General features: G+C 70.1%; 23 protein-coding genes and 1 riboswitch. Of the genes, 13 read left to right on the forward strand and 10 right to left on the reverse strand.

The window, feature by feature from the left end:
- Positions 1-318 precede the first annotated feature (318 nt).
- Both RCO28_RS06685 and RCO28_RS06690 read right to left on the reverse strand, forming a co-directional pair.
- Complete coding sequence (locus RCO28_RS06685; RefSeq protein ID WP_374991116.1) at positions 319-1,443, reverse strand: family 2 encapsulin nanocompartment cargo protein polyprenyl transferase; 1,125 nt, start codon at positions 1,441-1,443, stop codon at positions 319-321.
- An 8-nt stretch (positions 1,444-1,451) separates the two neighbouring features.
- Entirely contained in the window at positions 1,452-2,858 is a 1,407-nt protein-coding gene (locus RCO28_RS06690; RefSeq protein ID WP_308940028.1) for a family 2B encapsulin nanocompartment shell protein, read from the reverse strand.
- Between the two features lie 265 nt (positions 2,859-3,123).
- On the opposite strand from RCO28_RS06690, the gene RCO28_RS06695 reads away from it, so the two are divergent.
- The 4 genes from RCO28_RS06695 to RCO28_RS06710 all read left to right on the forward strand — a co-directional run bounded on the left by RCO28_RS06695 (position 3,124) and on the right by RCO28_RS06710 (position 5,304).
- Complete coding sequence (locus RCO28_RS06695; RefSeq protein ID WP_308940029.1) at positions 3,124-3,357, forward strand: hypothetical protein; 234 nt, start codon at positions 3,124-3,126, stop codon at positions 3,355-3,357.
- A 212-nt stretch (positions 3,358-3,569) separates the two neighbouring features.
- On the forward strand, positions 3,570-4,160 hold the full coding sequence (locus tag RCO28_RS06700) for a peptidoglycan recognition family protein (RefSeq protein WP_308940030.1): 591 nt from the start codon (positions 3,570-3,572) through the stop codon (positions 4,158-4,160).
- A gap of 5 nt (positions 4,161-4,165) precedes the next feature.
- Entirely contained in the window at positions 4,166-4,294 is a 129-nt protein-coding gene (locus RCO28_RS06705; protein ID WP_308940031.1) for a hypothetical protein, read from the forward strand.
- A gap of 95 nt (positions 4,295-4,389) precedes the next feature.
- Positions 4,390-5,304 carry a pyridoxal-phosphate dependent enzyme gene (locus RCO28_RS06710; RefSeq protein ID WP_308940299.1) on the forward strand — a complete coding sequence of 305 codons (915 nt, stop codon included), beginning with the start codon at positions 4,390-4,392 and terminating at the stop codon, positions 5,302-5,304.
- Here RCO28_RS06710 and RCO28_RS06715 read toward each other — a convergent pair.
- Positions 5,283-6,878 (reverse strand): Na+/H+ antiporter, encoded by a 1,596-nt coding sequence (locus RCO28_RS06715; protein WP_308940032.1) that lies wholly within the window; start codon positions 6,876-6,878, stop codon positions 5,283-5,285. The two genes, RCO28_RS06710 and RCO28_RS06715, sit on opposite strands and share 22 nt — an antisense overlap.
- A gap of 62 nt (positions 6,879-6,940) precedes the next feature.
- On the opposite strand from RCO28_RS06715, the gene RCO28_RS06720 reads away from it, so the two are divergent.
- The 3 genes from RCO28_RS06720 to RCO28_RS06730 all read left to right on the forward strand — a co-directional run bounded on the left by RCO28_RS06720 (position 6,941) and on the right by RCO28_RS06730 (position 8,943).
- A complete protein-coding gene (locus tag RCO28_RS06720; protein ID WP_308940033.1) occupies positions 6,941-7,201 on the forward strand; it encodes a UBP-type zinc finger domain-containing protein in 261 nt (86 codons plus the stop codon).
- Positions 7,202-7,501: 300 nt separating this feature from the next.
- Positions 7,502-7,915 (forward strand): anti-sigma regulatory factor, encoded by a 414-nt coding sequence (locus tag RCO28_RS06725; protein ID WP_282511513.1) that lies wholly within the window; start codon positions 7,502-7,504, stop codon positions 7,913-7,915.
- Positions 7,912-8,943, forward strand: coding sequence for an RNA polymerase sigma factor SigF (locus RCO28_RS06730; RefSeq protein ID WP_308940034.1), 1,032 nt, complete (start codon positions 7,912-7,914; stop codon positions 8,941-8,943). The genes RCO28_RS06725 and RCO28_RS06730 overlap by 4 nt, the downstream gene beginning before the upstream one ends.
- Positions 8,944-9,058: 115 nt before the next feature.
- Here the strand turns inward: RCO28_RS06730 and RCO28_RS06735 are convergent, their stop codons facing one another.
- Positions 9,059-9,484 (reverse strand): hypothetical protein, encoded by a 426-nt coding sequence (locus RCO28_RS06735; protein ID WP_308940035.1) that lies wholly within the window; start codon positions 9,482-9,484, stop codon positions 9,059-9,061.
- A gap of 134 nt (positions 9,485-9,618) precedes the next feature.
- Between RCO28_RS06735 and RCO28_RS06740 the strand changes: the two genes are divergently transcribed.
- Both RCO28_RS06740 and RCO28_RS06745 read left to right on the forward strand, forming a co-directional pair.
- On the forward strand, positions 9,619-10,584 hold the full coding sequence (locus RCO28_RS06740; RefSeq protein WP_308940036.1) for a diacylglycerol kinase family protein: 966 nt from the start codon (positions 9,619-9,621) through the stop codon (positions 10,582-10,584).
- A gap of 317 nt (positions 10,585-10,901) precedes the next feature.
- Positions 10,902-11,159, forward strand: coding sequence for a WhiB family transcriptional regulator (locus RCO28_RS06745; protein ID WP_040248489.1), 258 nt, complete (start codon positions 10,902-10,904; stop codon positions 11,157-11,159).
- Between the two features lie 246 nt (positions 11,160-11,405).
- Here RCO28_RS06745 and RCO28_RS06750 read toward each other — a convergent pair whose 3' ends face one another.
- A complete protein-coding gene (locus RCO28_RS06750; RefSeq protein ID WP_308940300.1) occupies positions 11,406-12,872 on the reverse strand; it encodes a PAS domain-containing sensor histidine kinase in 1,467 nt (488 codons plus the stop codon).
- A gap of 380 nt (positions 12,873-13,252) precedes the next feature.
- Complete coding sequence (locus tag RCO28_RS06755; protein WP_308940037.1) at positions 13,253-13,909, reverse strand: TetR/AcrR family transcriptional regulator; 657 nt, start codon at positions 13,907-13,909, stop codon at positions 13,253-13,255.
- A gap of 235 nt (positions 13,910-14,144) precedes the next feature.
- On the opposite strand from RCO28_RS06755, the gene nagB reads away from it, so the two are divergent.
- The gene (nagB, locus tag RCO28_RS06760) at positions 14,145-14,927 is read left to right on the forward strand and encodes a glucosamine-6-phosphate deaminase (protein ID WP_308940038.1); all 783 of its coding nucleotides are present in this window, start codon (positions 14,145-14,147) and stop codon (positions 14,925-14,927) included.
- Between the two features lie 107 nt (positions 14,928-15,034).
- Here the strand turns inward: nagB and RCO28_RS06765 are convergent, their stop codons facing one another.
- The 4 genes from RCO28_RS06765 to RCO28_RS06780 form a co-directional block, all read right to left on the reverse strand.
- Complete coding sequence (locus RCO28_RS06765; RefSeq protein WP_308940039.1) at positions 15,035-16,519, reverse strand: glycoside hydrolase family 3 protein; 1,485 nt, start codon at positions 16,517-16,519, stop codon at positions 15,035-15,037.
- Positions 16,520-16,528: 9 nt separating this feature from the next.
- Positions 16,529-17,365 (reverse strand): carbohydrate ABC transporter permease, encoded by an 837-nt coding sequence (locus tag RCO28_RS06770; RefSeq protein WP_308940040.1) that lies wholly within the window; start codon positions 17,363-17,365, stop codon positions 16,529-16,531.
- Positions 17,362-18,351, reverse strand: coding sequence for a sugar ABC transporter permease (locus tag RCO28_RS06775; RefSeq protein WP_308940041.1), 990 nt, complete (start codon positions 18,349-18,351; stop codon positions 17,362-17,364). The genes RCO28_RS06770 and RCO28_RS06775 overlap by 4 nt, the downstream gene beginning before the upstream one ends.
- 93 nt (positions 18,352-18,444) lie before the next feature.
- Entirely contained in the window at positions 18,445-19,713 is a 1,269-nt protein-coding gene (locus tag RCO28_RS06780; protein ID WP_308940042.1) for an extracellular solute-binding protein, read from the reverse strand.
- A 349-nt stretch (positions 19,714-20,062) separates the two neighbouring features.
- On the opposite strand from RCO28_RS06780, the gene RCO28_RS06785 reads away from it, so the two are divergent.
- The 3 genes from RCO28_RS06785 (at position 20,063) to mctP (ending at position 22,896) form a co-directional block, all read left to right on the forward strand.
- Complete coding sequence (locus tag RCO28_RS06785) at positions 20,063-20,839, forward strand: GntR family transcriptional regulator (RefSeq protein WP_308940301.1); 777 nt, start codon at positions 20,063-20,065, stop codon at positions 20,837-20,839.
- A 192-nt stretch (positions 20,840-21,031) separates the two neighbouring features.
- The gene (locus RCO28_RS06790) at positions 21,032-21,289 is read left to right on the forward strand and encodes a DUF3311 domain-containing protein (protein ID WP_308940043.1); all 258 of its coding nucleotides are present in this window, start codon (positions 21,032-21,034) and stop codon (positions 21,287-21,289) included.
- Positions 21,286-22,896 carry a monocarboxylate uptake permease MctP gene (mctP, locus tag RCO28_RS06795; protein WP_308940044.1) on the forward strand — a complete coding sequence of 537 codons (1,611 nt, stop codon included), beginning with the start codon at positions 21,286-21,288 and terminating at the stop codon, positions 22,894-22,896. Before RCO28_RS06790 ends, mctP begins: the two co-directional genes overlap by 4 nt.
- A 119-nt stretch (positions 22,897-23,015) precedes the next feature.
- Positions 23,016-23,157: riboswitch (cobalamin riboswitch) on the forward strand.
- Positions 23,158-23,192: the final 35 nt, after the last annotated feature.

The raw sequence follows: 23,192 nt of genomic DNA on the forward strand, positions 1-23,192 counted from the left end.
AGACCTGGTTCTGTCGGTGCGCCTCGAACCGGGGGCCGGGCCGTCCCGTCCTCTGGCCCTCGCCTCCTCGACCCGGGAACGGCCGGGCGCGGTCCCCCGGCCCTCACCTCCTCGACCCGGGGGCCGGGCGCGGCCCCCGGGCCTTCACCGCCTCCCCTCTGCTCCTCCCCTCTGCCGCCGTTCGCCACAGCCCCGCCCCCGCCGGGCCTCCCTCCCGGCCGGGGCGGGCCTGACCTCCCTCAAGTCCCTGGCATCCCTCCCCTCACTGACATCCCTCCCCTCTCTGGTCCGGCGACGCGACTCACGACGACGTGCGGCTCACGACGACCGGCGGGTCACGAACTCCGCGAGTGCCAGCAGACCTCCCGCCGCCTCCGGGTCCGGGACCGCGCGGGAGAGCTGGTCGACAGCCTGGGACATCCGCTCGGCGGCCTGGGCCTGGGCCCAGTCGCGGCCGCCCGCACGGTCGATCGCCTCCGCCGCGCGGTCGACATCCGCCGGACCCAACCCCGGGTACATCTCCGCCAGTTCCGCCCCGGCCACCGTGTCCGAGGTCAGGGCCGCCACCACCGGCAGCGACTTCTTGCCGGCCAGCAGATCCGCGCCCACGGGCTTGCCGGTGCGGGCCGGATCGCCCCAGATGCCGATGACGTCGTCGATCAACTGGAAGGCGAGGCCCGCCTGTCTGCCGAAGGCGTCCATCGCCTCCACCTCCTCCAGGCCCGCACCCGCGTACAGCGCCCCGACCGCGCAGGCGCACCCGAGCAGCGCACCCGTCTTCGCCTCGGCCACGCCCAGGCACTCGTCCAGCGTGACCCGGTCGCAGGGCCGCTCCTCCAGGGCCGTGTCGACGTGCTGGCCCTCGCAGAGCTCGACGACGCAAGCGGCCAGCCGTGCGGCCGCAGCCCCCGCGGCAGGGTGCTGGTCGTCGGCGAGCACCCGCAGGGCGAGCGCCTGCAGGGCGTCACCCGCGAGGATCGCGTCGGCGTCACCGAACACCGTCCACGCGGTGGGGCGGTGTCTGCGGGTGCTGTCGCGGTCGATGACGTCGTCGTGCAGCAGCGTGAAGTTGTGGACCAACTCCACTGCCGCGGCCGCCTTCACGGCCTCCGTCGGCGAGCCACCGAGGGCGCGCGCCGCAGCCAGCACGAGCCCCGGACGGATCGCCTTGCCGCTCCGCCCCGCCGCGGGCCTGCCGTCCGCGTGCTCCCACCCGAAGTGGTACGTCACGACGCGCCGCATCGTCCCGGGCAGCGAGTCGACCGCCCTGCGCAGCTCGGGCTCGACGGCCTCCCGAGTGCGGTCGAGGAGTACCGCCGCTTCCTGGCCGTCGGCGCCCGCGTCCGCGCCGCCGGCCCGCTCGTCGTGGACACCCGCTCGCGCCGGGGGAACAACGCCTCGTACCTCACCGACGGTGCGGGGCGCCTCGCCCACCGCCAGCATCCGCTCGCTCACCGCCGGCGCCCGATCTCGACGTTCTCCAGGATGCCCAGCGCATCGGGCACCAGAACGGCCGCGGAGTAGTAGGCCGTCACGAGATAGGACATGATCGCCTGCTCGTTGATGCCCATGAAACGCACCGAGAGGCTCGGCTCGATCTCGTCCGGGATGCCGGACTGCCGCAGCCCGATGACGCCCGCGTCCTCCTCACCCGTACGCATACAGATGATCGACGTCGTACGGGCCTCGCTGATCGGGATCTTGTTGCACGGGAAGATCGGCACCCCGCGCCAGGACGGCACCGCCTGGCCGTCCACCTCGACGCTCTCCGGGTACAGGCCGCGCCTGTTGCACTCACGGCCGAAGGCGGCGATGGCACGCGGGTGGGCGAGGAACAGTTTGGACCCGCGGCGGCGGCTGAGCAGCTCGTCCATGTCGTCGGGGCTCGGCGCCCCGTCGTGGGGCTGCAGGCGCTGGTCGTACTCGCAGTTGTTGAGGAGGCCGAACTCCCTGTGGTTGACCAGCTCGTGCTCCTGACGCTCCCTGAGCGCCTCCACCGTGAGCCGCAGCTGCTGCTCGGTCTGGTTCATCGGCTGGTTGTAGAGGTCCGCCACACGCGTGTGGATGCGCAACACGGTCTGGGCGACGCTCAGTTCGTACTCGCGCGGGGCCGGTTCATAGTCCACGAACGTGCTCGGGATGGCCGGTTCGCCGACGTGGCCGGCTGAGAGGTCGATCTCCTTCTCGCCGTACGTGTTGGTGCGCTGCTGCGGGATGGCCCGCACCTGCGCGAGGTGGGTGCGCAGCGACTCCGCCCGCTCCGCGACCAGTTCGACCTCCCGCCGGGGCAGGACGAGCACGGTGCAGCGCGTCACGGCCCGCGTCGTGTACTCCCAGATGGCCTCCGGGTCGATGACGCAGGCGTCCCCGAAATACGAACCGTCGGCCAGGACGCCGAGCACCGCGTCGTCACCGTAAGGACCCGTGCCGACCTTCTCCGCGCGGCCGTGGGCGAGCAGGAAGACGCCGTCCACCTGGCTGCCGAACGAGGCGAGGGTCTCGCCCGCAGCGAACTCCAGCTGCTCGCACCGCCGGGCGAGCTCGCCGAGAACCTCCAGGTCCTCGTACGTACGCAGGGCCGGCAGCTCGCCCAGCTCGGCGGGGATCACCTGCACCTGGTCCCCGGTCTTGACGAAGGTGACACGGCCGTCACCGACCGAGTAGCTCAACCGTCGGTTCACGCGGTACGTACCGCCCTGTACCTGCACCCACGGCAAACGCCTGAGGAGCCAGCGCGAGCTGATCTCCTGCATCTGGGGCGTGGACTTCGTGGTGGTGGCCAGATTCCGCGCAGCGCCGGTCGCCAGGCTCTGCTGAGCCTGGGCCTGCTCCGTGCGGATCTCTTCGCCTACCGACATGTATGTGCCCTCTCCATCAGTCTTGACCTGCGCCGGGCAGGTGTCGTCCGGTGCGCTCAACCAGCCTTCCAGCACCGCGAGTTGTCACGCCATCACACAAACGAGCGGGAATGGATCACTCATCGGCGGGGCACGTGCACGAAATCCCCAGTTCCGCTTGGGCGCCCTGCGCTCGGGCCACCGACAGCAGGAACTCGAAGATCGAGCCGTCCGTTCAACCCCTCAGAACCCACCGCACCATCGGCACCACGACAGGAGACGAGCCATGGCAGGCTTCCTGGACCGCGCCAAGGAGCAGGCGCAGCGCGGCATCACGCAGGGCAAGCAGAAGCTCGACGAGGCCCAGGCGCAGCGCGCGGGCGCAGACCTCCTGAAGAAGCTGGGCGCCGCGTACTACGCGGAGCGGAACGGCAGCGGCGACCCGCGGGCGACGCTGCAGGCGCTCCAGTCCGTGGAGGCCCACATCGCGGCGCACGGGGACGGCATCCTCCGCGGCTGAACTCTGCGGAGCTGAACTCCTCGGCTGACGGCTACGGCTGACCTCCCCCTGCGACCGGCTCCCGCTCCGACCAGCCACGTCCCGTGTCCGGATCGAGTCGCACACCGCGTCGAAAGCGCCCGAACTACTGGCCCCCGTACCGACGTTCCGGTACAAGCAGGACAAGAGGCGGTGCGCATTCGGCCGCCGCCGCGGTCCATGACGGAGGAGTCATGTCCGATCCCATGTCCGCGGGAACCTTTCTCGACGCCCTCAAGGACGAAGGACTCACAGTCGTCGAAGTGCGCGAGTGGCGCACGCACAACCGCAACCACAAGGGGCCGTGGGGCCCGGTCCACGGCGTGATGATCCATCACACGGTGACCACCGGCAGCGCCGAGACCGTCCGCCTCTGCTACGACGGCCACGCCTCGCTCCCCGGCCCGCTCTGCCACGGCGTGATCACCAAGGACGGCAGAGTCCACCTGGTGGGCAACGGCCGCGCCAACCACGCCGGCCTCGGTGACGACGAAGTGCTGCGCGCCGTCATCGCCGAACGGCGCCTGCCGCACGACAACGAGGCGAACACCGACGGCAACCGCTACTTCTACGGCTTCGAGTGCGAGAACCGCGGCGACGGCGAGGACCCCTGGCCCGCGGCCCAGCTGGAGGCCATCGAGAAGGCGGCCGCGGCGATCTGCCGTCACTACGGCTGGAACGAGCGGTCCGTGATCGGGCACCTGGAGTGGCAGCCGGGCAAGGTCGATCCGCGCGGCTTCGACATGGACACCATGCGGCAGCGCATCGCCGAACGCCTCAAGTAGCCCGCATGCGCGCGTACCACCCGCCGTACGGCACCTCACCGGGCACGCGCGCGTACGACCCGCCCGCACGGCACGCACCACCCGTCGGCCCCGCACACGCGCGTGCGGGCCACGCGGCGACAATGACGACGTGAACGCTCCCGACCGCCCCGACGACCAGCCCGACCAGCCCGACCAGTCAGGCCTAACCGACCAGTCAGACCAGTCAGACCAGTCAGACCAACCCGACCTGACCCGACTGCAGCCCCGGCTCCCCTCGCCGCTGCACGGGCTCGACGACGAGCGCTTCACCCGCCACGGCGTCCGCCTGCTCCTCAAGCGCGACGACCTGATCCACCCCGACCTGCCCGGCAACAAGTGGCGCAAGCTCGCCCCCAACCTGCGGGCCGCCGCCGGACGCCCCGTCCTGACCTTCGGCGGCGCCTACTCCAACCATCTGCGGGCCACCGCCGCCGCGGGCCGCCTCCTCGGCTTCGACACCATCGGCGTGGTCCGCGGCGACGAACTGGCCCACCGCCCCCTCAATCCGTCCCTCGCGCGGTGCGTGGCCGACGGGATGCGGCTGCACTTCATCGACAGGTCGACGTATCGCCACAAGAGCGAGCCGCACGTACTCGCCGCCCTCCTCGCCACGGCCGGGCTCGACCCGCAGCAGGTCCACGTCGTTCCCGAGGGCGGATCCAACTCCCTTGCCGTACAAGGCTGCACAGAGCTCGGCGCGGAGCTGCGCGAGGTGGCCGACGTGGTGTCCGTCGCCTGCGGCACCGGCGGCACCCTCGCCGGTCTCGCGGCCGGACTCGCCCCTGGTCAGCGGGCGATCGGCGTACCCGTACTGAAGGGCGGCTTCCTCACCGCCGAGGTGGAGCGGCTGCAGCGCGAGACGTTCGGCGAGCGCACCGGCGAGTGGCGCCTGGAGGGCCGCTTCCACTGCGGCGGATACGCCCGTACGACCCCCGAGCTCGACGCCTTCGCCGAGGACTTCGAGCGGCGCCACGGCCTGCCGCTCGAACGTCACTATGTCGCCAAATTGCTGTACGCCCTGAAAACCCTCACAGAAGAGGGGGTTTTCCCGAACGGCACGCGGCTCGTAGCGGTGATCACCGGGCGCCCCTGGGAAGCGGCTCAGCCCGCCTCTTCCCGATAGGCCGCCGCTTCTTCGAGGTCGAGCCGGCGCAGCAGCGTACGCAGCATCTCGTCGTCGATCCGCCGCTGGTCCCGTAGCTGTACGAAGACGGCGCGCTCGGCGGCGAGAGTCTCGCGGGAGAGCCTGCGGTACGTGTCGTCGGCGGACTCACCGGTGACCGGGTTGGTGGTGCCGAGGCGCTCCCACACAGCGTTGCGGCGGCGCTCCAGGACCGTGCGCAGGCGGTCGGCGAGCGGCTGCGGCAGGGCGTTGCGCTCGTCGGCGAGCAGTTCCTCCAGGCGTTCCTCGGCCGCCCGCGAGGCCTCGCTCTGCGCCTGCGCCTCGGCGAGCGTCGCGGCCTGCTCGTCCCGGCCCGGCACCCGCAGGACCCGGATCAGCCCGGGCAGCGTCAGGCCCTGCACGACCAGTGTCCCGATGACCGTCGTGAACGTCAGGAACAGCACCAGGTTGCGGCCGGGGAACGGCTCCCCGTCGTCCAGTGTGAGCGGGATGGAGAACGCGATCGCGAGGGACACCACACCGCGCATGCCGGCCCAGCCCACGATGAGCGGCCCGGTCCAGGTCGGGCTGGTCTCCCGCTCCCTGATCCGCCGCGAGAGCCGCGGCAGGAACGTGGCCGGATAGACCCACACGAACCGCGCCGCGACGACCACGAGGAACACGGCCACCGCGTACCAGAGCGCCTGCGGCCCCTCGTACTCGCCGAGATCCCGGAGCACGACGGGCAGTTGGAGCCCGATGAGGGCGAAGACGACGGATTCCAGGACGAAAGCCACCATCTTCCAGACCGCCGCTTCCTGGAGTCTGGTCGCGAAGTCCACCTGCCAGGACCGGTGCCCCAGATAGAGCGCGACGACCACGACCGCGAGCACCCCGGAGGCGTGCACCTCCTCGGCGGCCGCGTAGGCGACGAACGGGATGAGCAGCGACAGCGTGTTCTGCAGCAGCGCCTCTTTGAGGTGCGTACGCAGCCAGTGCAGCGGCACCATCAGGACCAGGCCGACCCCCACGCCGCCGAGCGCCGCGACCGCGAACTCCGCGATGCCGCCCGCCCAGCTCGCGCCCTCGCCGACGGCCGCGGCGAGCGCCACCTTGTAGGCGGTGATCGCGGTGGCGTCGTTCACCAGGGACTCGCCCTGGAGGATCGTGGTGATCCGCGAGGGCAGGCCGACGCGGCGCGCGATGGCCGTCGCCGCGACCGCGTCCGGCGGCGCGATCACCGCACCGAGCACGAGCGCGGCGGTCAGCGGCAGATCGGGCACGAGCAGATGCACCGCATAACCCACCACAAGCGTCGCGAACAGCACATAACCGACCGAAAGCAGCGCCACCGGACGCCAGTTGGCCCGCAGATCGAGGTACGAGCTCTCCACCCCCGCGGTGTAGAGCAGGGGCGGCAACAGCAGCGGCAGGACCACGTGCGGGTCGAGTTCGTACGGCGGCACCCCGGGGACGGACGAGACCGCGAGACCGGCGGCGACAAGCAGCAGGGGCGCGGGAACCGGCGTGCGCCGGGCCACTCCGGCGACGGCGGCGCTGCCGGCGACCAACAACAGCAACGGCAAGACATGCATGGCTCCGGGCCCGTCCCCTTCGGCAAGTCCACTTGTCACAGGTGCGTCGTAACCTGGCCATCATGAACGAGTGCTCGCACGTCCCCCTGCTGCCGCACCCCGAGCCCCCGCCCCTCACCGCCACCTGCCCCGAGTGCGAGGCGGTCGGCAGCCACCCGGTGCAGCTGCGCCTCTGTCTGACGTGCGGGCATGTGGGCTGCTGCGACTCCTCCCCGTTCCGGCATGCCACGGCCCATTTCAAGGACACCGGCCACCCGGTGATGCGCAGCCTCGAGCCCGGCCAGAGCTGGCGCTGGTGCTTCGCCGACGGCGCGATCGTCTGACGGCGACGGACAGTGACGGCCCGCGAGACGACGTCGGACGGTTCGACCGCCCGCCACCTGGGTACGTCAACCCGGCGCGCGCTCTTTCCAATTGGGACCGCGAAACCCCTAGCCACTTTCCGTACCCGTAGACTTACTATGAGTGAACAGACGGGTCCGGGGTCCACCGGGACAGGGAGCGTGGGAGCGCGATAGCGTCACCTGCTGAACACACAGCGCATCACCCGTGCGACGCTGTGCCGGACCGCCGCGAGCGGCGGGCCGAACCCCGAACGTGCTTGTACCACCTTGGAGGTGAGGGTGTCCCAGATCGCAGGCGAGCCCGGGACTCAGGACTTCGTGGAAGTCCGGCTGCCGGCTGCGGGTGCCTACCTGTCGGTGCTGCGGACGGCCACGGCCGGCCTCGCGGCGCGTCTTGACTTCACCCTGGACGAGATCGAGGACCTGCGCATCGCGGTCGACGAGGCCTGCGCGATCCTGCTCCAGCAGGCCGTGCCGGGCTCCGTGCTCAGCTGCGTCTTCCGACTCGTCGACGACTCACTCGAGGTCACGGTCTCGGCGCCCACCACCGACGGCCGCGCCCCCGAGCGCGACACCTTCGCTTGGACTGTCCTGTCGGCCCTCGCGGGCAAGGTCGACTCCCATGTCGCCGACGACAAGACCGTCTCGATCAGCCTGTACAAACAGCGCGGCGCGGGACCCGGGCCGGCGTGACGAACGGGGACGGGCCGGTGCGTGACGAAGAGCGCAGCGCAAGGAGTCTGCCCGCCGAGAACACCGACGGCAGCGACGGAGTGCCCAGGGCGCGGCGCGCCCCGGACATCCCCGAGCAACAGGCCAGGCCGCACCCGGAGGAACCGGGCACGACGGAGCGGGCACAGCGCGATGGCAGGAGCGAGCACCAGGTCGGCGGCGGCCGGGGAGCGCCTCCCAGCAGCAGCTGGGGGAGGGCGGGACACATGACAGAGCACGGGCACCACCACGATCCGCAGGACCGCAGCGGCGCGCGGGCGATGTTCATCGAGCTGCGCAAGCTGCCCGACGGCAGCCCGGAGTACGCGCAGCTGCGGAACCAGCTGGTCCGCATGCATCTGCCCCTGGTCGAGCACCTCGCCCGCCGCTTCCGCAACCGCGGCGAGCCGCTCGACGACCTGACGCAGGTCGCGACGATCGGCCTGATCAAGTCGGTGGACCGCTTCGACCCGGAGCGCGGCGTCGAGTTCTCGACGTACGCGACGCCCACGGTCGTCGGCGAGATCAAGCGGCACTTCCGCGACAAGGGCTGGGCGGTACGCGTACCGCGTCGGCTGCAGGAGCTGCGCCTGTCCCTCACCACCGCGACCGCCGAGCTCTCCCAGCAGCACGGCCGCTCCCCCACGGTGCACGAGCTGGCCGAGCGGCTGAGCATCTCCGAGGAGGAGGTCCTGGAGGGCCTGGAGTCGGCGAACGCCTACTCCACGCTGTCCCTGGACGTCCCGGACACGGACGACGAATCACCGGCCGTGGCGGACACCCTGGGCGCGGAGGACGAGGCCCTGGAGGGCGTCGAGTACCGCGAGTCCCTGAAGCCGCTTCTGGAGGACCTGCCGCCGCGCGAGAAGCGCATCCTGCTGCTGCGGTTCTTCGGGAACATGACGCAGTCGCAGATCGCCCAGGAGGTCGGCATCTCGCAGATGCATGTCTCCCGGCTCCTCGCGCGCACGCTCGCGCAGCTGCGCGAGCGCCTGCTGGTCGAGGAGTAACCACCCACCACCGCGCGGGACCGCCCGGACCCGCGCCATCACCTGCGCACACCGATCACGGACGGCGATCAGGCCCGGGACCGCCCGGCCCTCGCACTCGCACGACGAGCGACGGCTAGGCGGTGTCGCGTCGGCCGATGCCCAGCGCCTGCGTCGTCTCCGGGTTCACAAGCAGCACCAGCGAGGTCACCGCGACCACGGCGAGCGCGATCCCGGCGGGGATCGCGACGCTGTTCGTCTGCAGCAGCTGCCAGGCCACCGGCAGCGCCATGATCTGCGTGATGATCGCCGGACCGCGGCTCCAGCTGCGCAGCCGGAACAGCCCGCGCGCGGCGATCAGCGGCAGCAGCGCGAGCGCGATCATCGTCAGCCCGCCGGTCACGGCGGTCCGCTCGTCCCCCGCACCGCTCAGCCCCTGGACCGCGAGATAGCCGCCCACGGCGACGAGCACCAGGCCTTCGAGCGCGGCGAGCGCCGCGGCGGCGGTCAGGCGCGGCGGGCGCGGGCCTTCGGACTTCGGGGTCTGCTCAGCACTGCTCACCCCTGCAGGGTAGCCCCGCCCCGCGGCCGCCCCCGGGGCAAGGGGCCGAGTGCGGGCGGTGTGCGGGGCCGGGTGCGGACTGCGGGCGGACCTCGGTCTGGGCCACGTAAAGAGCGGTGGGTACGCTGCTTCGCATGCGTGCACTTCTCGTGGTCAACCCGGCGGCAACCACCACCAGTGCCCGCACCAGGGACGTACTGATCCATGCGCTCGCCAGCGAGATGAAGCTCGAGGCGGTGACCACGGAGTACCGCGGACACGCCCGCGACCTGGGCCGGCAGGCCGCGGAGAGCAAGGACATCGAGCTGGTCGTGGCCCTCGGCGGCGACGGCACGGTCAACGAGGTCGTGAACGGCCTGCTGCACAACGGCCCGCGCCCCTCCCTGCCCGGCCTCGCGGTCGTCCCCGGCGGCTCCACCAACGTCTTCGCCCGCGCCCTCGGCCTGCCCAACGACCCGGTCGAGGCCACCGGCGCCCTGCTCGACGCCCTGCGCACCGGCAGTGAGCGCACGGTCGGGCTCGGCCTGGCGGCAGGAACCCCGGGCACCGAGGACGAGGGCGTGCCGGAGCGCTGGTTCACGTTCTGCGCCGGCCTCGGATTCGACGCCAGCGTGATCGGCCGGGTCGAAAAGGAGCGGGAGCGCGGCAGGCGTTCGACGCATGCGCTCTACGTACGACAGATGGTGCGGCAGTTCCTCGACGAGCAGAACCGCAGGAACGGCACGATCACTCTGGAGCAGACCGGCGAGGACCCGGTCAGCGATCTTGTCCTCGCCATAATCTGCAACACCTCGCCCTGGACCTACCTGGGCAATCGCCCGGTGTACGCGTCCCCGCAGGCGAGCTTCGACACCGGGCTCGACGTGCTCGGACTGAGCAAGCTGTCGACCCCCGCGATGACCCGTTACGCGACCCAGCTGCTCACTTCAAGCCCGGAGCGCGGACCGCACGGCAAGCACGCCGCGACGCTGCACGACCTGACGGACTTCACCTTGCAATCCAAGGCCCCGATCCCCTTCCAGATGGACGGTGACCACCTGGGACTACGCACGAGCGTGACGTTCACAGGCGTACGCCGTGCACTGCGTGTGATTGTGTGAGCGGAAGACGCTAAAGTCCTTGCACTCGAACGTTTAGACCAGGATCCACCCCATGGAATGACGGCTGTGACCTAGCCGACACCGAGGAATCAAAAAAAACTTTCCAGAAGGGGTTGTATCCGCCGCCGAGGTTTGCGAATCTTTTCTTGGCGCTCAGGACGGCCCGCAACACCGGCCCCACAGAGAGCCCGAACCCCCTCTCTCACACAGGACCTGCACCAGGCAACTGGTGGTTGGCCCTTCACTTGCGGGGGGATTCGTGAAAGCGTTCACATTCACAAGCAACCTGCACGTAATACCAAGGAGAGGTAGCAGCCATGGACTGGCGTCACAACGCCGTTTGCCGCGAGGAAGACCCCGAGCTGTTCTTCCCCATCGGCAACACCGGTCCTGCGCTGCTGCAGATCGAGGAAGCCAAGGCCGTCTGCCGCCGCTGCCCCGTCGTGGAGCAGTGCCTGCAGTGGGCGCTCGAGTCCGGCCAGGACTCCGGCGTCTGGGGTGGCCTCAGCGAGGACGAGCGTCGCGCGATGAAGCGCCGCGCCGCCCGCAACCGGGCCCGCCAGGCCAGCGCCTGACACCCCCGCCCCGAACGAGCCTGAGCCCGGCGGCGCGTACGGCGAGTACGCATCTCCCGCCCCCGAGCCGCAGCGCGCAGTACCCCCCGATGCGCTCAGCAACGTGAGCAGTAAGCCCCGGACCCACCAGAGTCCGGGGCTTACTGCTGTTCGGGGTGAGTGACCAACTGCCTTAACTGCCTTACGGGAATGCCGAGTTGAGGCAGAGGTCCCGGGTGCGAGTTCCCCGGGGCCCCGTGATCCGTGTTACTTCTCGCCGTGCACCGGGATGTCGAGGATCACCCGCGTGCCCTTCTCGGGTGCCGGGACCATGTCGAACGTGCCGCTCAACTCGCCCTCCACCAGCGTCCGTACGATCTGCAGGCCGAGGTTGCCGGCGCGGCGCGGGTCGAAGTCGGCGGGCAGGCCCACGCCGTCGTCCTGGACGGTGATGAGCAGGCGGGCGTCCTTGCGCGTGCCGCCGCGGACCGCGGAGACCTCGACCGTGCCGGTGTCGCCCTCGCGGAAGCCGTGCTCCAGGGCGTTCTGCAGGACCTCGGTGAGGACCATCGAGAGCGGGGTGGCGACCTCGGCGTCCAGGATGCCGAAGCGTCCGCTGCGGCGGCCGGTCACCTTGCCCGGGGAGATCTCGGCCACCATCGCGAGGACGCGGTCGGCGATCTCGTCGAACTCGACGCGTTCGTCGAGGTTCTGCGAGAGCGTCTCGTGCACGATCGCGATCGAGCCCACCCGGCGCACGGCCTCTTCGAGTGCCTCGCGGCCACGGTCGGACTCGATGCGGCGGGCCTGCAGGCGCAGCAGGGCCGCGACGGTCTGCAGGTTGTTCTTCACCCGGTGGTGGATCTCCCGGATGGTGGCGTCCTTGGTGATCAACTCGCGCTCGCGGCGGCGGAGTTCGGTGACGTCACGCAGCAGGACGAGGGAGCCGATGCGGGTGCCCTTGGGCTTGAGGGGGATGGCGCGGAGCTGGATCACACCGTCGTCCCCCTCCACCTCCGTCTCGCGCGGGGCCCAGCCGCTGGCCAGCTTGACCAGGGCTTCGTCCACGGGGCCTCGGGACGGGGCGAGTTCGGCGGTGGTCCGGCCGAGGTGGTGGCCGACGAGGTCGGCGGCGAGGCCCAGTCGGTGGTACGCGGACAGGGCGTTCGGTGAGGCGTACTGCACGATGCCGTCGGCGTCGAGGCGGATCAGGCCGTCGCCCACGCGCGGGGACGCGTCCATGTCGACCTGCTGGCCGGGGAACGGGAAGGAGCCGGCGGCGATCATCTGCGCGAGGTCGGAGGCGCTCTGGAGGTACGTCAGCTCCAGGCGGCTCGGCGTACGGACCGTGAGGAGGTTGGTGTTGCGGGCGATGACGCCGAGGACGCGGCCCTCACGGCGCACCGGGATGGACTCGACGCGGACCGGGACCTCCTCGCGCCACTCCGGGTCGCCCTCGCGCACGATGCGGCCCTCGTCGAGCGCGGCGTCGAGCAGGGGGCGGCGGCCTCGGGGGACGAGGTGGCCGACCATGTCGTCCTGGTACGACGTCGGGCCGGTGTTGGGGCGCATCTGGGCGACGGAGACATAGCGGGTGCCGTCGCGTGTGGGGACCCACAGGACCAGGTCGGCGAAGGAGAGGTCGGAGAGCAGCTGCCACTCCGAGACCAGCAGGTGCAGCCACTCGAGGTCGGTGTCGCCGAGGGCCGTGTGCTGGCGTACGAGTTCGTTCATGGAGGGCACGTGTGCGAGCGTACCTTTCGGCTCGGACAGCGCGGACGCGGTCGTACGGCCCCCGGAAACACCCGCGGGCCGCGGCGCCCGAGAGGGACCCTCAACCCTCACCGGCACCGCAGCCCGGAGCTGATCCGGCCGTCGGGTGTGCGGTCCCGTGCGGCCGGGAGGCTCCGACGCGGTCAGGGCAGAGAGCGTCGGGCGCCTCAATCCGCTCTTCTGTGCGGGAAGAGCGGAAGCTTTGAAGCTTTACTTGTGCATTGTGGACTAGACCATTATCCGATGTCCATGCGTCGGCAGAGGTTTGTTCTTGTTTCTTTCTCTGAGGACGTCCGGGGTCAACGGTCTCATGGACAGGCCTCGTGGACGGTGGACGGGCCTCATGGAGCCGGGGGCCAGGCGGCCATCGCCAGGTCGGCCACGCGCTCCAGCTCCTCCTGGCTCGCGCCGTCCCTGGCCTGCTGGGACATGCCTTGGAAGACGGCGGCGGTGTACCGCGCGAGGGCTGCGGCGTCGCAGTCCGAGGGGAGTTCGCCGGCGGCGATGTCCGCGCGGATGCGGGAGGCGAAGTCGGCGATGTTGGCGTTGCGGCGCTCGCGCAGGGTCTCCTCGACCTCCGGTGTCGTGCAGTTGGTGGCCGCGTGGATGACGAGGCAGCCGTGCGGTCGGCCGGGGGCGGCGAACTCGGCGGCGGCCTCGCGCAGCAACCGGCCGAGACCGGCGCGGGCCGTCGGCTCCTCTTCGAGGGCCCGCGCAGCGAAGGCGCCGTATCTCTCCACGTACTCCGTGAGGACCTCTTCGAAGAGCGTGCGCTTGTCGCCGAAGGCGGCGTACAGGCTCGGAGGACCGATGCCCATGGCCCGGGTGAGGTCGGAGACGGACGTGGCTTCGTAACCCCGCTCCCAGAACGTCCAGATCGCCTGGCGCAGGGCCTCCTCGCGGTCGAAGGAGCGGGGGCGGCCGCGCTGCCTCGCGCCGCCCGCCGGCTGCTCCGACGGGCGGCCGTCACGTCTCTGCGCTGCCGGGTTCGCCACCATGGTGAGAATTGTATAGCGGACACTAGAGAAACGGGGTGCCGGGCTGTGGATTTCTCCGGAGCCCGTGCTCCGGATCGTCCGAGTCGCCGGTGCGGCGTACGGGGTGTGGAGTGGTGGAGGGAGTGTGCGGTTCACGGGGCGAGGGCCGCGGAGCTCTGTTAGATTGGTCTATACCACCAAGACTCACACGACCCAAGCGCGTGCACATCCACTACCTCAGATCGGCAGGCCCAGCGTGGAAGTTGTCATCGTCAAGGACGCCAAGGCGGGCGGAGAGCTCATCGCGGGGGCCATCGCGGACCTGCTGGCCCGCAAGCCCGACGCGCTGCTCGGCGTGGCCACCGGCTCGACCCCGCTGCCCATCTACGACGCGCTGATCGCCAAGGTGCGCGGCGGCGTCGACGCCTCCCGGGCGCGGATCTGCCAGCTCGACGAGTACGTGGGCCTGCCGGCCGGGCACCCGGAGTCGTACCGCGCGACCGTGCTGCGCCAGGTGGTCGAGCCGCTCGGGCTGCCCGCCGAGCAGTTCATGGGGCCGGACGGCAGCGCCGAGGACGTGCAGGCGGCGTGCTCGGCGTATGACAAGGCGCTGGCCGAGGCCGGTGGGGTGGACCTGCAGATCCTCGGGATCGGCACGGACGGGCACATCGGGTTCAACGAGCCGTGCTCCTCGCTCGCCTCGCGTACGCGGATCAAGACGCTGATCGAGCAGACCCGGATCGACAACGCGCGGTTCTTCGACGACGACATCGAGCAGGTGCCGCACCACGTCATCACGCAGGGCATCGGGACGATTCTGGACGCTCGTCATCTGGTGCTGCTTGCGACGGGTGAGGGGAAGGCTGAGGCCGTGGCGCAGACCGTGGAGGGGCCGGTGGCCTCGCTGGTGCCCGCGTCTGCGTTGCAGTTGCATCCGCATGCGACGGTTGTGGTGGATGAGGCTGCTGCGTCCAAGTTGAAGCTTGCGGATTACTTTCGGCATGCGTTCGAGAACAAGCCGGGTTGGCAGGGGATTTGAGGGGTCCCCCTCCTCTCCCAGGCGCCGGGTCCGTTGGGCCCGGCGCCTCTGCTTCCCCTCCCCACCGGAGGGGCTGGGGAACTGGCAGGCGAACCCCGCCTCGGGGATTACGAGTTGGGGAGCAGGGCCTCCGCCGCCGCTGTCCCGCACACCCGTGCCGCGCCGTAGGTCGCGATGTGGATCGAGCCTCGGGGTGGGGACTGGGGGACGCCCATCTCTACGACCACCGTGTCGGGGCGGGCCGTCAGGAGGGCGTCCACCGTGTCCGACATCCAGGCGTGGCGGTGGGCGTCGCGGACCACGGCCACGATGCGGCGGTCGCCGGACGCGGCGAGGATCTCGGCCGGGTCGGACCCTGCCGTGTAGCTGCCGGTCTCCGTTCCGGGGAGCAGGCGGGCCAGCTCGGCGGCCACGCCCCAGGGGGTCTCGTCGCCGACGGCGATGTTGGCCATCGGCGTCAGCGCGGCCACGTACGCGGGTGAAGTGAGGTGCGGGTGCCCGCCGTTGACCGTGACCGTGAGGGCGCGGCGGGCCGCGGTCAGGCCGATGTCGCGGCCGACGCCGCTCTCCACGCGTACGGCCGACGCGGACCACTCCCCCAGGGCGCGCACCCGGGCGGCGGCGTCGGCGAGGCGTTCCTCGGGGAGTTCGCCGTCGCGTACGGCCGTGACGAGGGCGTCGCGCAGGCGCAGGACGGTCTCCTCGTCGGCGAGGCCGCCGCCCACGCAGATCGCGTCGGCGCCCGCGGCGACGGCGAGGACGCTGCCGCGTTCGATGCCGTACGTGGCGGAGATGGCCTGCATCTCCATACCGTCGGTGACGATCAGGCCGTCGAAGTCCAGTTCCTCGCGGAGCAGGCCGGTGAGGATGGGGCGGGAGAGCGTCGCCGGGCGGTCCGGGTCGAGGGCCGGGAGCAGGATGTGGGCGCTCATGACGGCCTTGGTGCCGGCCGCGATCGCGGCGCGGAAGGGGACCAACTCCCGTTCCCTGAGCACCTCCAGGCTCGCGTCGATGCGCGGCATGGAGTGGTGCGAGTCGACGGCCGTGTCGCCGTGGCCGGGGAAGTGCTTGGTGCAGGCGGCGACTCCGGCGGACTGCACGCCCTCGACGTACGCGGCGGTGTGCCGGGCGACGAGGGCCGGGTCGGCGCCGAAGGACCGTACGCCGATGACCGGGTTGTCGGGGTTGGAGTTGACGTCGGCCGACGGGGCCCAGTTGAGGTTGACCCCGCAGGCGGCGAGGCGGCGGGCGAGTTCGGCGGCGACGTCGCGGGTCAGGGCCGGGTCGTCCACGGCGCCGAGGGCGTGGTTGCCGGGGAAGGAGGAGCCGGAGCGGACCTCCAGGCGGGTGACGTCGCCGCCCTCCTCGTCGATGGCGACCAGGACGTCGTCCCGCTCGGCCCGCAACTGGGCGGTGAGCGCGGCGAGTTGTTCGGGGGACGCGATGTTGCGGCCGAACAGTCCGACCGAGTGCAGGCCCTCGCCGATGCGGCGGAGCAGCCAGTCCGGTGCGCTGGTGCCGACGAAGCCGGGCTGGAGCACGGCCAGGGCGTCCCTGGTCAGAGTGTCGGTGGCGCGGGCGTAAGTCGTCATACGGCGGGGTTATCCCTTCACGGCGCCTGCGGTGAGGCCGCTGACGGCCTTGCGCTGCAGGAAGAGGAAGAGGAGCAGGATCGGGATGGCGAAGAGCGAGGAGGCGGCCATGGTGGCGCCCCAGTCGTCGCCGAAGACGGTCTGGAACTTGGAGATCCACAGGGGCAGGGTCTGTGCCTCGGCCTGCTTGTTGAGGATCAGCACCATCGGGAACTCGTTCCAGGCGGTGATGAAGCCGAACAGGGAGGTCGACATCAGGCCGGGCGCGAGCAGCGGCAGGATCACCTTGACGAAGGCCTGCGGCCGGCTGCAGCCGTCGACCATGGCCGACTCCTCCAGGTCCTTGGGTATCGCCCCGACGAAGCCGCGCAGGGTGAGCAGCGTGAAGGGCAGCACCATCATCATGTAGAAGACGGTGAGCGGGACCAGGCTGTTGAGCATGTCGGCGTCGCGCACGATCAGGTAGATCGCGATGACCATGACCTCCCAGGGCGCCATCTGCGCGAGCATGAACCCGACGATGAAGCCGCGGCGCCCCTTGAACCGCATCCGGGCGAGCGCGAACGAGGCGAGCAACGCGATCACCAGGGAGAACAGCACCGCGAGGACCGTGACGGTCACCGAATTCCGTACCAGCGTCCAGAAGTTGTCCGCGGTGACGGCGGTCGTGAAGTGCTCGAAGGTGAAGTCGACGGGGAACCAGACGGGGTTCTCGCTGATGATGTCGCCGGTCGGTTTGAAGGCCGTGGCGAACATCCAGTAGACGGGGAAGACGAACCCGACGAAGAGCACGAGGGCCACGGCGTTGGGCCAGGCACGGCCAAGGGTCGATCGGGGGCGGCTCACAGCTCGTCCTCCTCTTGCTTGAGCACGATGCGAAGGTAGTACGCGGTCAGGGCGAGCAGGATCACGATGGTGAGCAGCGCGATCGCGGAGCCCATGCCGAAGTGCTGGTTGCCGAAGCCCTCGATGTACGCGTACACGGGCAGGATCTCGGTGAGCCGGTTCGGGCCGCCCTCGTTGATGGCGAAGACCTGGGTGAAGGCCTTGAAGACCCAGATGATCTCCAGGAACGTGGTCGCGTAGAGGAAGGGCCGCAGGAACGGCACGGTGACCGAGGTGAAGCTCTTCCAGGCGCCGGCGCCGTCGAGCGAGGCGGCCTCGTAGAGCTCCTTGGGGATGGTGGTCGTCGCCGCGTACAGGTTGATCGCCACGAACGGGATGGACTGCCAGACGATGAGCAGGGTGACCACGGCGAAGGTGGAGAACTGCGTGGCGAGCCAGTTGTGGTCGGCCATGGAGTGGAAGCCGAGCTGGTCGAGCACCCAGTTGACGACGCCGAAGCGCTGCGCGAACAGCCACTTGTAGACGGTGACGGCCGCGATCGGCGGCATCGCCCAGGCCAGGACGAGCCCGATGAGCAGGGTGAGCCGCATCCGCTTGCCGAGACGCGCGAGCAGCAGGCCGACGAGGGTGCCCAGGATCATGATCAGTACGACGTTGGCGCCGGTGAACAGGACGGATCTGACGGTGACCCGCCAGAAGTCCGAACTGCTCAGCACCTCGGCGTAGTTGTCGAAGCCGTTCCACTCGGTGAGCCGCTGGATCAGCTGCCTCATGTTGAGGTTCTGGAACGACAGGAGCCCGTTCTTGACCAGGGGCCAGCCGAGCAGCAGCAGGGTCGCCGCGAGGGCGGGAAGCAGCAGCAGATAGGGCGCGAGTGCGGTGGTGCGGGACCGCGAGGCCGCTCGGCGCTGCGGTCGCCCTCCCCCACCGTCCGCCCCCCGGACCTCCGCCGGGCGGGAGTCCTGGCGTTCGGTCTGCACGGTCATGCTCGCCATCACTTTCGTACGAGAGGGTTCAGAGCAGGCGGTACGTGCCGGGGGCGGGGGCGGGGAGGCCGGTTCCCGCCCCCGGCACGCGGGTCACTGCTTCTGCGCCAGGCGCTTGTTGAACTCGCCCTCGACCTGCTTGGCGGCGGCCGCGTGCGACTTACCGTTCAGGACCGCGGTCATGTACGTCTTGATCGGGTTCGGCGGGTTCTCCACGGCGGCCCACTCGGGGATCAGCGGGGTGGTGCCGCCGGAGGCGACGGCGGGCGCGGCGGCCTCGCCGGCGGGCTGGCCCTTGAGGTTCTCCTGCAGCGACTCCTTGTTGGGGATGACGCCGAGTTCCTTGGAGAGCTGGCCCTCGAACTTGTCGGAGAGCGCGATCTTCAGGAATTCCTTGGCGAGTTCCTGCTTCTCGCTGCCCGCGGCGATCGCGAGGTTGGAGCCGCCGAGGAAGACGCCCTCGGGCTTGTCCGCGGTCTCACCGGGGATCGTGAAGTAGCCGATGTCCTTCTCGATCTTCGGGTTGGCCTTGATGGCGGTGGCGGCCTCCCAGCCCATGCCGATGAACGCGCCGGTCTTGCCCTTGGCGAAGACCTCGGCCTGCTGCGGCGTGGCTTCGTCCTTGTCCTTGGGGGCGGTGGAGTACGAGGCGTACTTCTTGTAGATCTCCATGGCCTCGCCGACCTTGGGGTCCGCGAGGTTGGAGACCCACTTGTCGCCGTCCTTCTTCACGAGGTCGGCGCCGGTGCCGATGGTGAGGCCGTCGAAGAAGTACCAGTTCTGGCCGGGCATGTAGACGGGCTCGGCCTTGCCCTTGGCCTTGATCTTGTCGAAGGCCTCGAAGAGTTCGGCGCGGGTCTTCGGGATCCCGGTGACGCCGGCCTCCTTGAAGACCTTCTTGTTGTAGACGACGACGCGGTTGGCGGCGAACCAGGGGGCGGCGTACTGCTTGCCGTCGAAGACGGACGCCTCGTTGAGCGTCTCGGTCCAGTCGGCGCCGATGGACTTCTTCAGGTCCTCCAGCTCGGCGAGGCCGCCGGTCTGCGCGTACGCCGGGGTCTGGGTGTTGCCGATCTCGAAGACGTCCGGCGGGTTCTCCTCGGAGAGTGCGGTGGTCAGGCGCTGCTGAATGCCGTTCCACTGCTGGACCTCGAACTCGACCTTGGCGCCGGTCTTCTTCTCGAAGGCCGCCGTCACATCCTTGGTCCAGGTGTCCGGAGTCGAGCCGTCCATGGCCCACACGGTCAGGGTCTGACCCTTGAAGCCGTCCGCCCCCGAGCCCTTGCCGTCGTCCGAACCGCAGGCAGCGACAGACACCAACATGCCCGCTGCACCGATCGCGGCTATGAGCTTGCGCTTCACGTCACCCTCCTCAGGGATGCCAGCAACCCCCCACCCACTTCGGTGACATATGGCAGTGCACTGTTCGTGGGGCTGGGACCTGGTCTTTAATGGTGTAGACCAGTACGGGGAGCTTGGCCTAGACCTTTAGGGGTGTCAAGGGTGTATAAGAGGGGTCCCACATCCCGTTACCTGACCGACACCTGAGCCCTCTCGCCAAGGGAGAGCGACCGGTCGCGGCCGGGGCGTGCCACGATGTGAGCCGCGACAGACGGAGGAGCCGGTGACGGCAGCAGCACAGGAGCCGCAGCAGGGCGCCGCGCGGAAGGCGTCCCCGAGCAGTGGCGGCCGGGAGACGGGTGGGCGAGGGATGGCGACCGAGGCGGGCAGCACGCAGAGCGCGACAGGGACCGAGCCGCAGGGGCCGGGCCGTACCGCGCGCGTGCCCAAGTACTACCGCCTCAAGAAGCACTTGCTCGACATGACGGAGACGCTGCCGCCCGGCACGCCCGTACCGCCCGAGCGCACGCTCGCCGCCGAGTTCGACACGTCGCGGACCACCGTGCGCCAGGCGCTGCAGGAGCTCGTCGTCGAGGGGCGCCTGGAGCGGATCCAGGGCAAGGGCACGTTTGTCGCGAAGCCGAAGGTCTCCCAGTCGCTCCAACTCACCTCGTACACCGAGGACATGAGGGCGCAGGGGCTCGAACCGGCCTCGCAGCTCCTGGACATCGGGTACGTCACGGCGGACGACCGGCTCGCCGAGCTGCTCGACATCACCGCCGGCGGACGCGTCCTGCGCATCCAGCGCCTTCGCCTCGCGAACGGCGAGCCGATGGCCATCGAGACCACGCATCTGTCCGCCAAGCGCTTTCCCGCGCTGCGCCGTTCGCTGGTCAAGTACACCTCGCTCTACACCGCGCTCGGCGAGGTCTACGGCGTCCACCTCGCCGAGGCCGAGGAGACCATCGAGACCTCGCTCGCCACCCCGACCGAGGCCGCGCTGCTCGGCACCGACGTGGGCCTGCCGATGCTGATGCTGTCGCGGCACTCGCTCGACGCCTCGGGCAAGCCGGTGGAGTGGGTGCGCTCGGTGTACCGCGGGGACCGGTACAAGTTCGTGGCCCGTCTGCAGCGTCCGCAGGAGTAGCGGCCGCGGTCGCCACGACGGCTGGAAGTCGCCGCCGCGACCTGCGTATTCCGGCGAAATCCGGACACGCGCGGCGGCGAGATTGCGGTTGGGGACCGATATGCGGACGAGGTCTTCCGCTGTCTTGACACCGTCACCTAGATTTCGTGCGCACCGCACGAGGTCACCAGCGAGGGGGACGGAGCCCGCCGCATGTCACAAGCTTCAGAAGAGAACAGACCACCGGTGGTGACGCCGGTGCGCGTCGTCATCGGCCTCTGTCTCGTCGCACCGTTCATCGCCATGCTGTGGGTCGGTTCCTACGCGAAGACGGATCCGGCCTTCATCGGGCTGCCGTTCTTCTACTGGTACCAGATGGCGTGGGTGCTCATCTCGACCGCGCTCACCGTGCTCGCGTACTGGCTGTGGCAGCGTGACCAGCGCGCGCGCCGGGAAGGCGGAGCCAAGTGAACGACGGCGTGAACGGCGTCGCACTCGCCGTCTTCATCTTCTTCTTCGTCCTCGTCACCGCCATGGGCTTCATGGCGGCCCGCTGGCGCAAGGCCGAGAACGAGAACAGCCTCGACGAATGGGGCCTCGGCGGCCGCTCGTTCGGCACCTGGGTCACCTGGTTCCTGCTCGGCGGCGACCTGTACACCGCGTACACCTTCGTGGCCGTCCCGGCGGCGATCTACGCGGCGGGCGCGGCCGGCTTCTTCGCGGTGCCGTACACCATCCTGGTCTACCCGCTGATCTTCACGTTCCTGCCGCGCCTCTGGTCGGTCTCCCACAAGCACGGGTACGTGACGACTTCGGACTTCGTGCGCGGCCGGTTCGGCTCGAAGGGGCTCTCGCTCGCCGTGGCCGTGACGGGCATCCTCGCCACGATGCCGTACATCGCGCTCCAGCTGGTCGGCATCCAGGCCGTGTTGGACGTGATGGGTGTCGGCGGCGGCGAGGACACCAACTGGTTCATCAAGGACCTGCCGCTGCTGATCGCGTTCGGCGTGCTCGCCGCGTACACGTACTCGTCGGGGCTGCGCGCGCCCGCGCTGATCGCGTTCGTCAAGGACACGCTGATCTACATCGTGATCGCCGTGGCCATCATCTACATCCCGATCAAGCTGGGCGGGTTCGCCGACATCTTCGCCTCGGCGAGCGACAAGTTCACCGAGCAGGGCAAGGGCGGTCTGGTGCCGGACGACGGCGGGCACTGGGGTTACGCCACCCTTGCGCTCGGCTCGGCGCTCGCGCTGTTCATGTACCCGCACTCGATCACCGCGACGCTGTCCTCGCGCAGCCGTGACGTGATCCGCCGCAACACCACGATCCTGCCGCTGTACTCGCTGATGCTGGGCTTCCTCGCGCTGCTCGGCTTCATGGCGATCGCGGCCGGGGTCACGGTGGAGAACGGGCAGCTGGCGATCCCGCAGCTGTTCGAGACCATGTTCCCGGACTGGTTCGCCGGCATCGCCTTCGCGGCGATCGGCATCGGCGCCCTGGTCCCGGCGGCCATCATGTCGATCGCCGCCGCGAACCTCTTCACCCGCAACATCTACAAGGACTTCATCAGGCCGGACGCCACCCCGGCGCAGGAGACCAAGGTCTCCAAGCTGGTGTCGCTCCTGGTGAAGGTGGGCGCGCTGGTCTTCGTCCTCGGCATGGACAAGACGGTCGCGATCAACTTCCAGCTGCTCGGCGGCATCTGGATCCTGCAGACCTTCCCGGCCCTCGTCGGCGGCCTGTTCACCCGCTGGTTCCACCGCTGGGCGCTGCTCGGCGGCTGGGCGGTCGGCATGGTGTACGGCACGGCCGCGGCGTACGGGGTGGCCTCTCCGACGCAGAAGCACTTCGGCGGTTCCTCCACGGAGATCCCCGGCATCGGCGAGATCGGCTACATCGGCCTCACCGCGTTCGTCCTGAACGTCCTGGTCACCGTGGTCCTGACCTTCGTCCTGCGGGCCGTCAAGGCGCCCGACGGCGTCGACCAGACCCAGCCGAGCGACTACACGGCGGACGCGGGCGACCCGGGCGTCAAGGCGGACCTGCCGCCGGCCACGGCGGGCTCCTCGCACTGAACCTGGTCTGAACTCCCGTACGACGACGGGCCGTCGGAGCGATCCGGCGGCCCGTCGTCGTATCCGTACGACCTCGCTCTGCCCTGCCGTACGACACAACATATGGGGGCAGCCGCGAGCACCTCCCCCCACATGTATGCTCGACCTCGCTGTCGCCGCAGGGGAATCCGGTGCGAATCCGGAACTGTCCCGCAACGGTGTATCGGTGCGCTTTTGCGTACCTGTCGAGTCCGAGGACCTGCCGACAGCGCACCCGTGCCGCCCGGTCCGGGTGCCCATGTCGTCCGGGCCTCGCG

Source organism: Streptomyces sp. LHD-70, from assembly GCF_031157275.1.
GTDB lineage: Bacteria > Actinomycetota > Actinomycetes > Streptomycetales > Streptomycetaceae > Streptomyces.

What these genes read in the sequence shown, in the direction of transcription:
- RCO28_RS06685 (WP_374991116.1), bottom strand. Translation starts at nt 1,443, where the DNA reads ATGCTGGCGGTGGGCGAGGCGCCCCGCACCGTCGGTGAGGTACGAGGC.
- RCO28_RS06690 (WP_308940028.1), bottom strand. Translation starts at nt 2,858, where the DNA reads ATGTCGGTAGGCGAAGAGATCCGCACGGAGCAGGCCCAGGCTCAGCAG.
- RCO28_RS06695 (WP_308940029.1), top strand. Translation starts at nt 3,124, where the DNA reads ATGGCAGGCTTCCTGGACCGCGCCAAGGAGCAGGCGCAGCGCGGCATC.
- RCO28_RS06700 (WP_308940030.1), top strand. Translation starts at nt 3,570, where the DNA reads ATGTCCGATCCCATGTCCGCGGGAACCTTTCTCGACGCCCTCAAGGAC.
- RCO28_RS06705 (WP_308940031.1), top strand. Translation starts at nt 4,166, where the DNA reads ATGCGCGCGTACCACCCGCCGTACGGCACCTCACCGGGCACGCGCGCG.
- RCO28_RS06715 (WP_308940032.1), bottom strand. Translation starts at nt 6,878, where the DNA reads ATGCATGTCTTGCCGTTGCTGTTGTTGGTCGCCGGCAGCGCCGCCGTC.
- RCO28_RS06720 (WP_308940033.1), top strand. Translation starts at nt 6,941, where the DNA reads ATGAACGAGTGCTCGCACGTCCCCCTGCTGCCGCACCCCGAGCCCCCG.
- RCO28_RS06740 (WP_308940036.1), top strand. Translation starts at nt 9,619, where the DNA reads ATGCGTGCACTTCTCGTGGTCAACCCGGCGGCAACCACCACCAGTGCC.
- RCO28_RS06745 (WP_040248489.1), top strand. Translation starts at nt 10,902, where the DNA reads ATGGACTGGCGTCACAACGCCGTTTGCCGCGAGGAAGACCCCGAGCTG.
- RCO28_RS06750 (WP_308940300.1), bottom strand. Translation starts at nt 12,872, where the DNA reads ATGAACGAACTCGTACGCCAGCACACGGCCCTCGGCGACACCGACCTC.
- RCO28_RS06755 (WP_308940037.1), bottom strand. Translation starts at nt 13,909, where the DNA reads ATGGTGGCGAACCCGGCAGCGCAGAGACGTGACGGCCGCCCGTCGGAG.
- RCO28_RS06765 (WP_308940039.1), bottom strand. Translation starts at nt 16,519, where the DNA reads ATGACGACTTACGCCCGCGCCACCGACACTCTGACCAGGGACGCCCTG.
- RCO28_RS06775 (WP_308940041.1), bottom strand. Translation starts at nt 18,351, where the DNA reads ATGACCGTGCAGACCGAACGCCAGGACTCCCGCCCGGCGGAGGTCCGG.
- RCO28_RS06785 (WP_308940301.1), top strand. Translation starts at nt 20,063, where the DNA reads ATGGCGACCGAGGCGGGCAGCACGCAGAGCGCGACAGGGACCGAGCCG.
- RCO28_RS06790 (WP_308940043.1), top strand. Translation starts at nt 21,032, where the DNA reads ATGTCACAAGCTTCAGAAGAGAACAGACCACCGGTGGTGACGCCGGTG.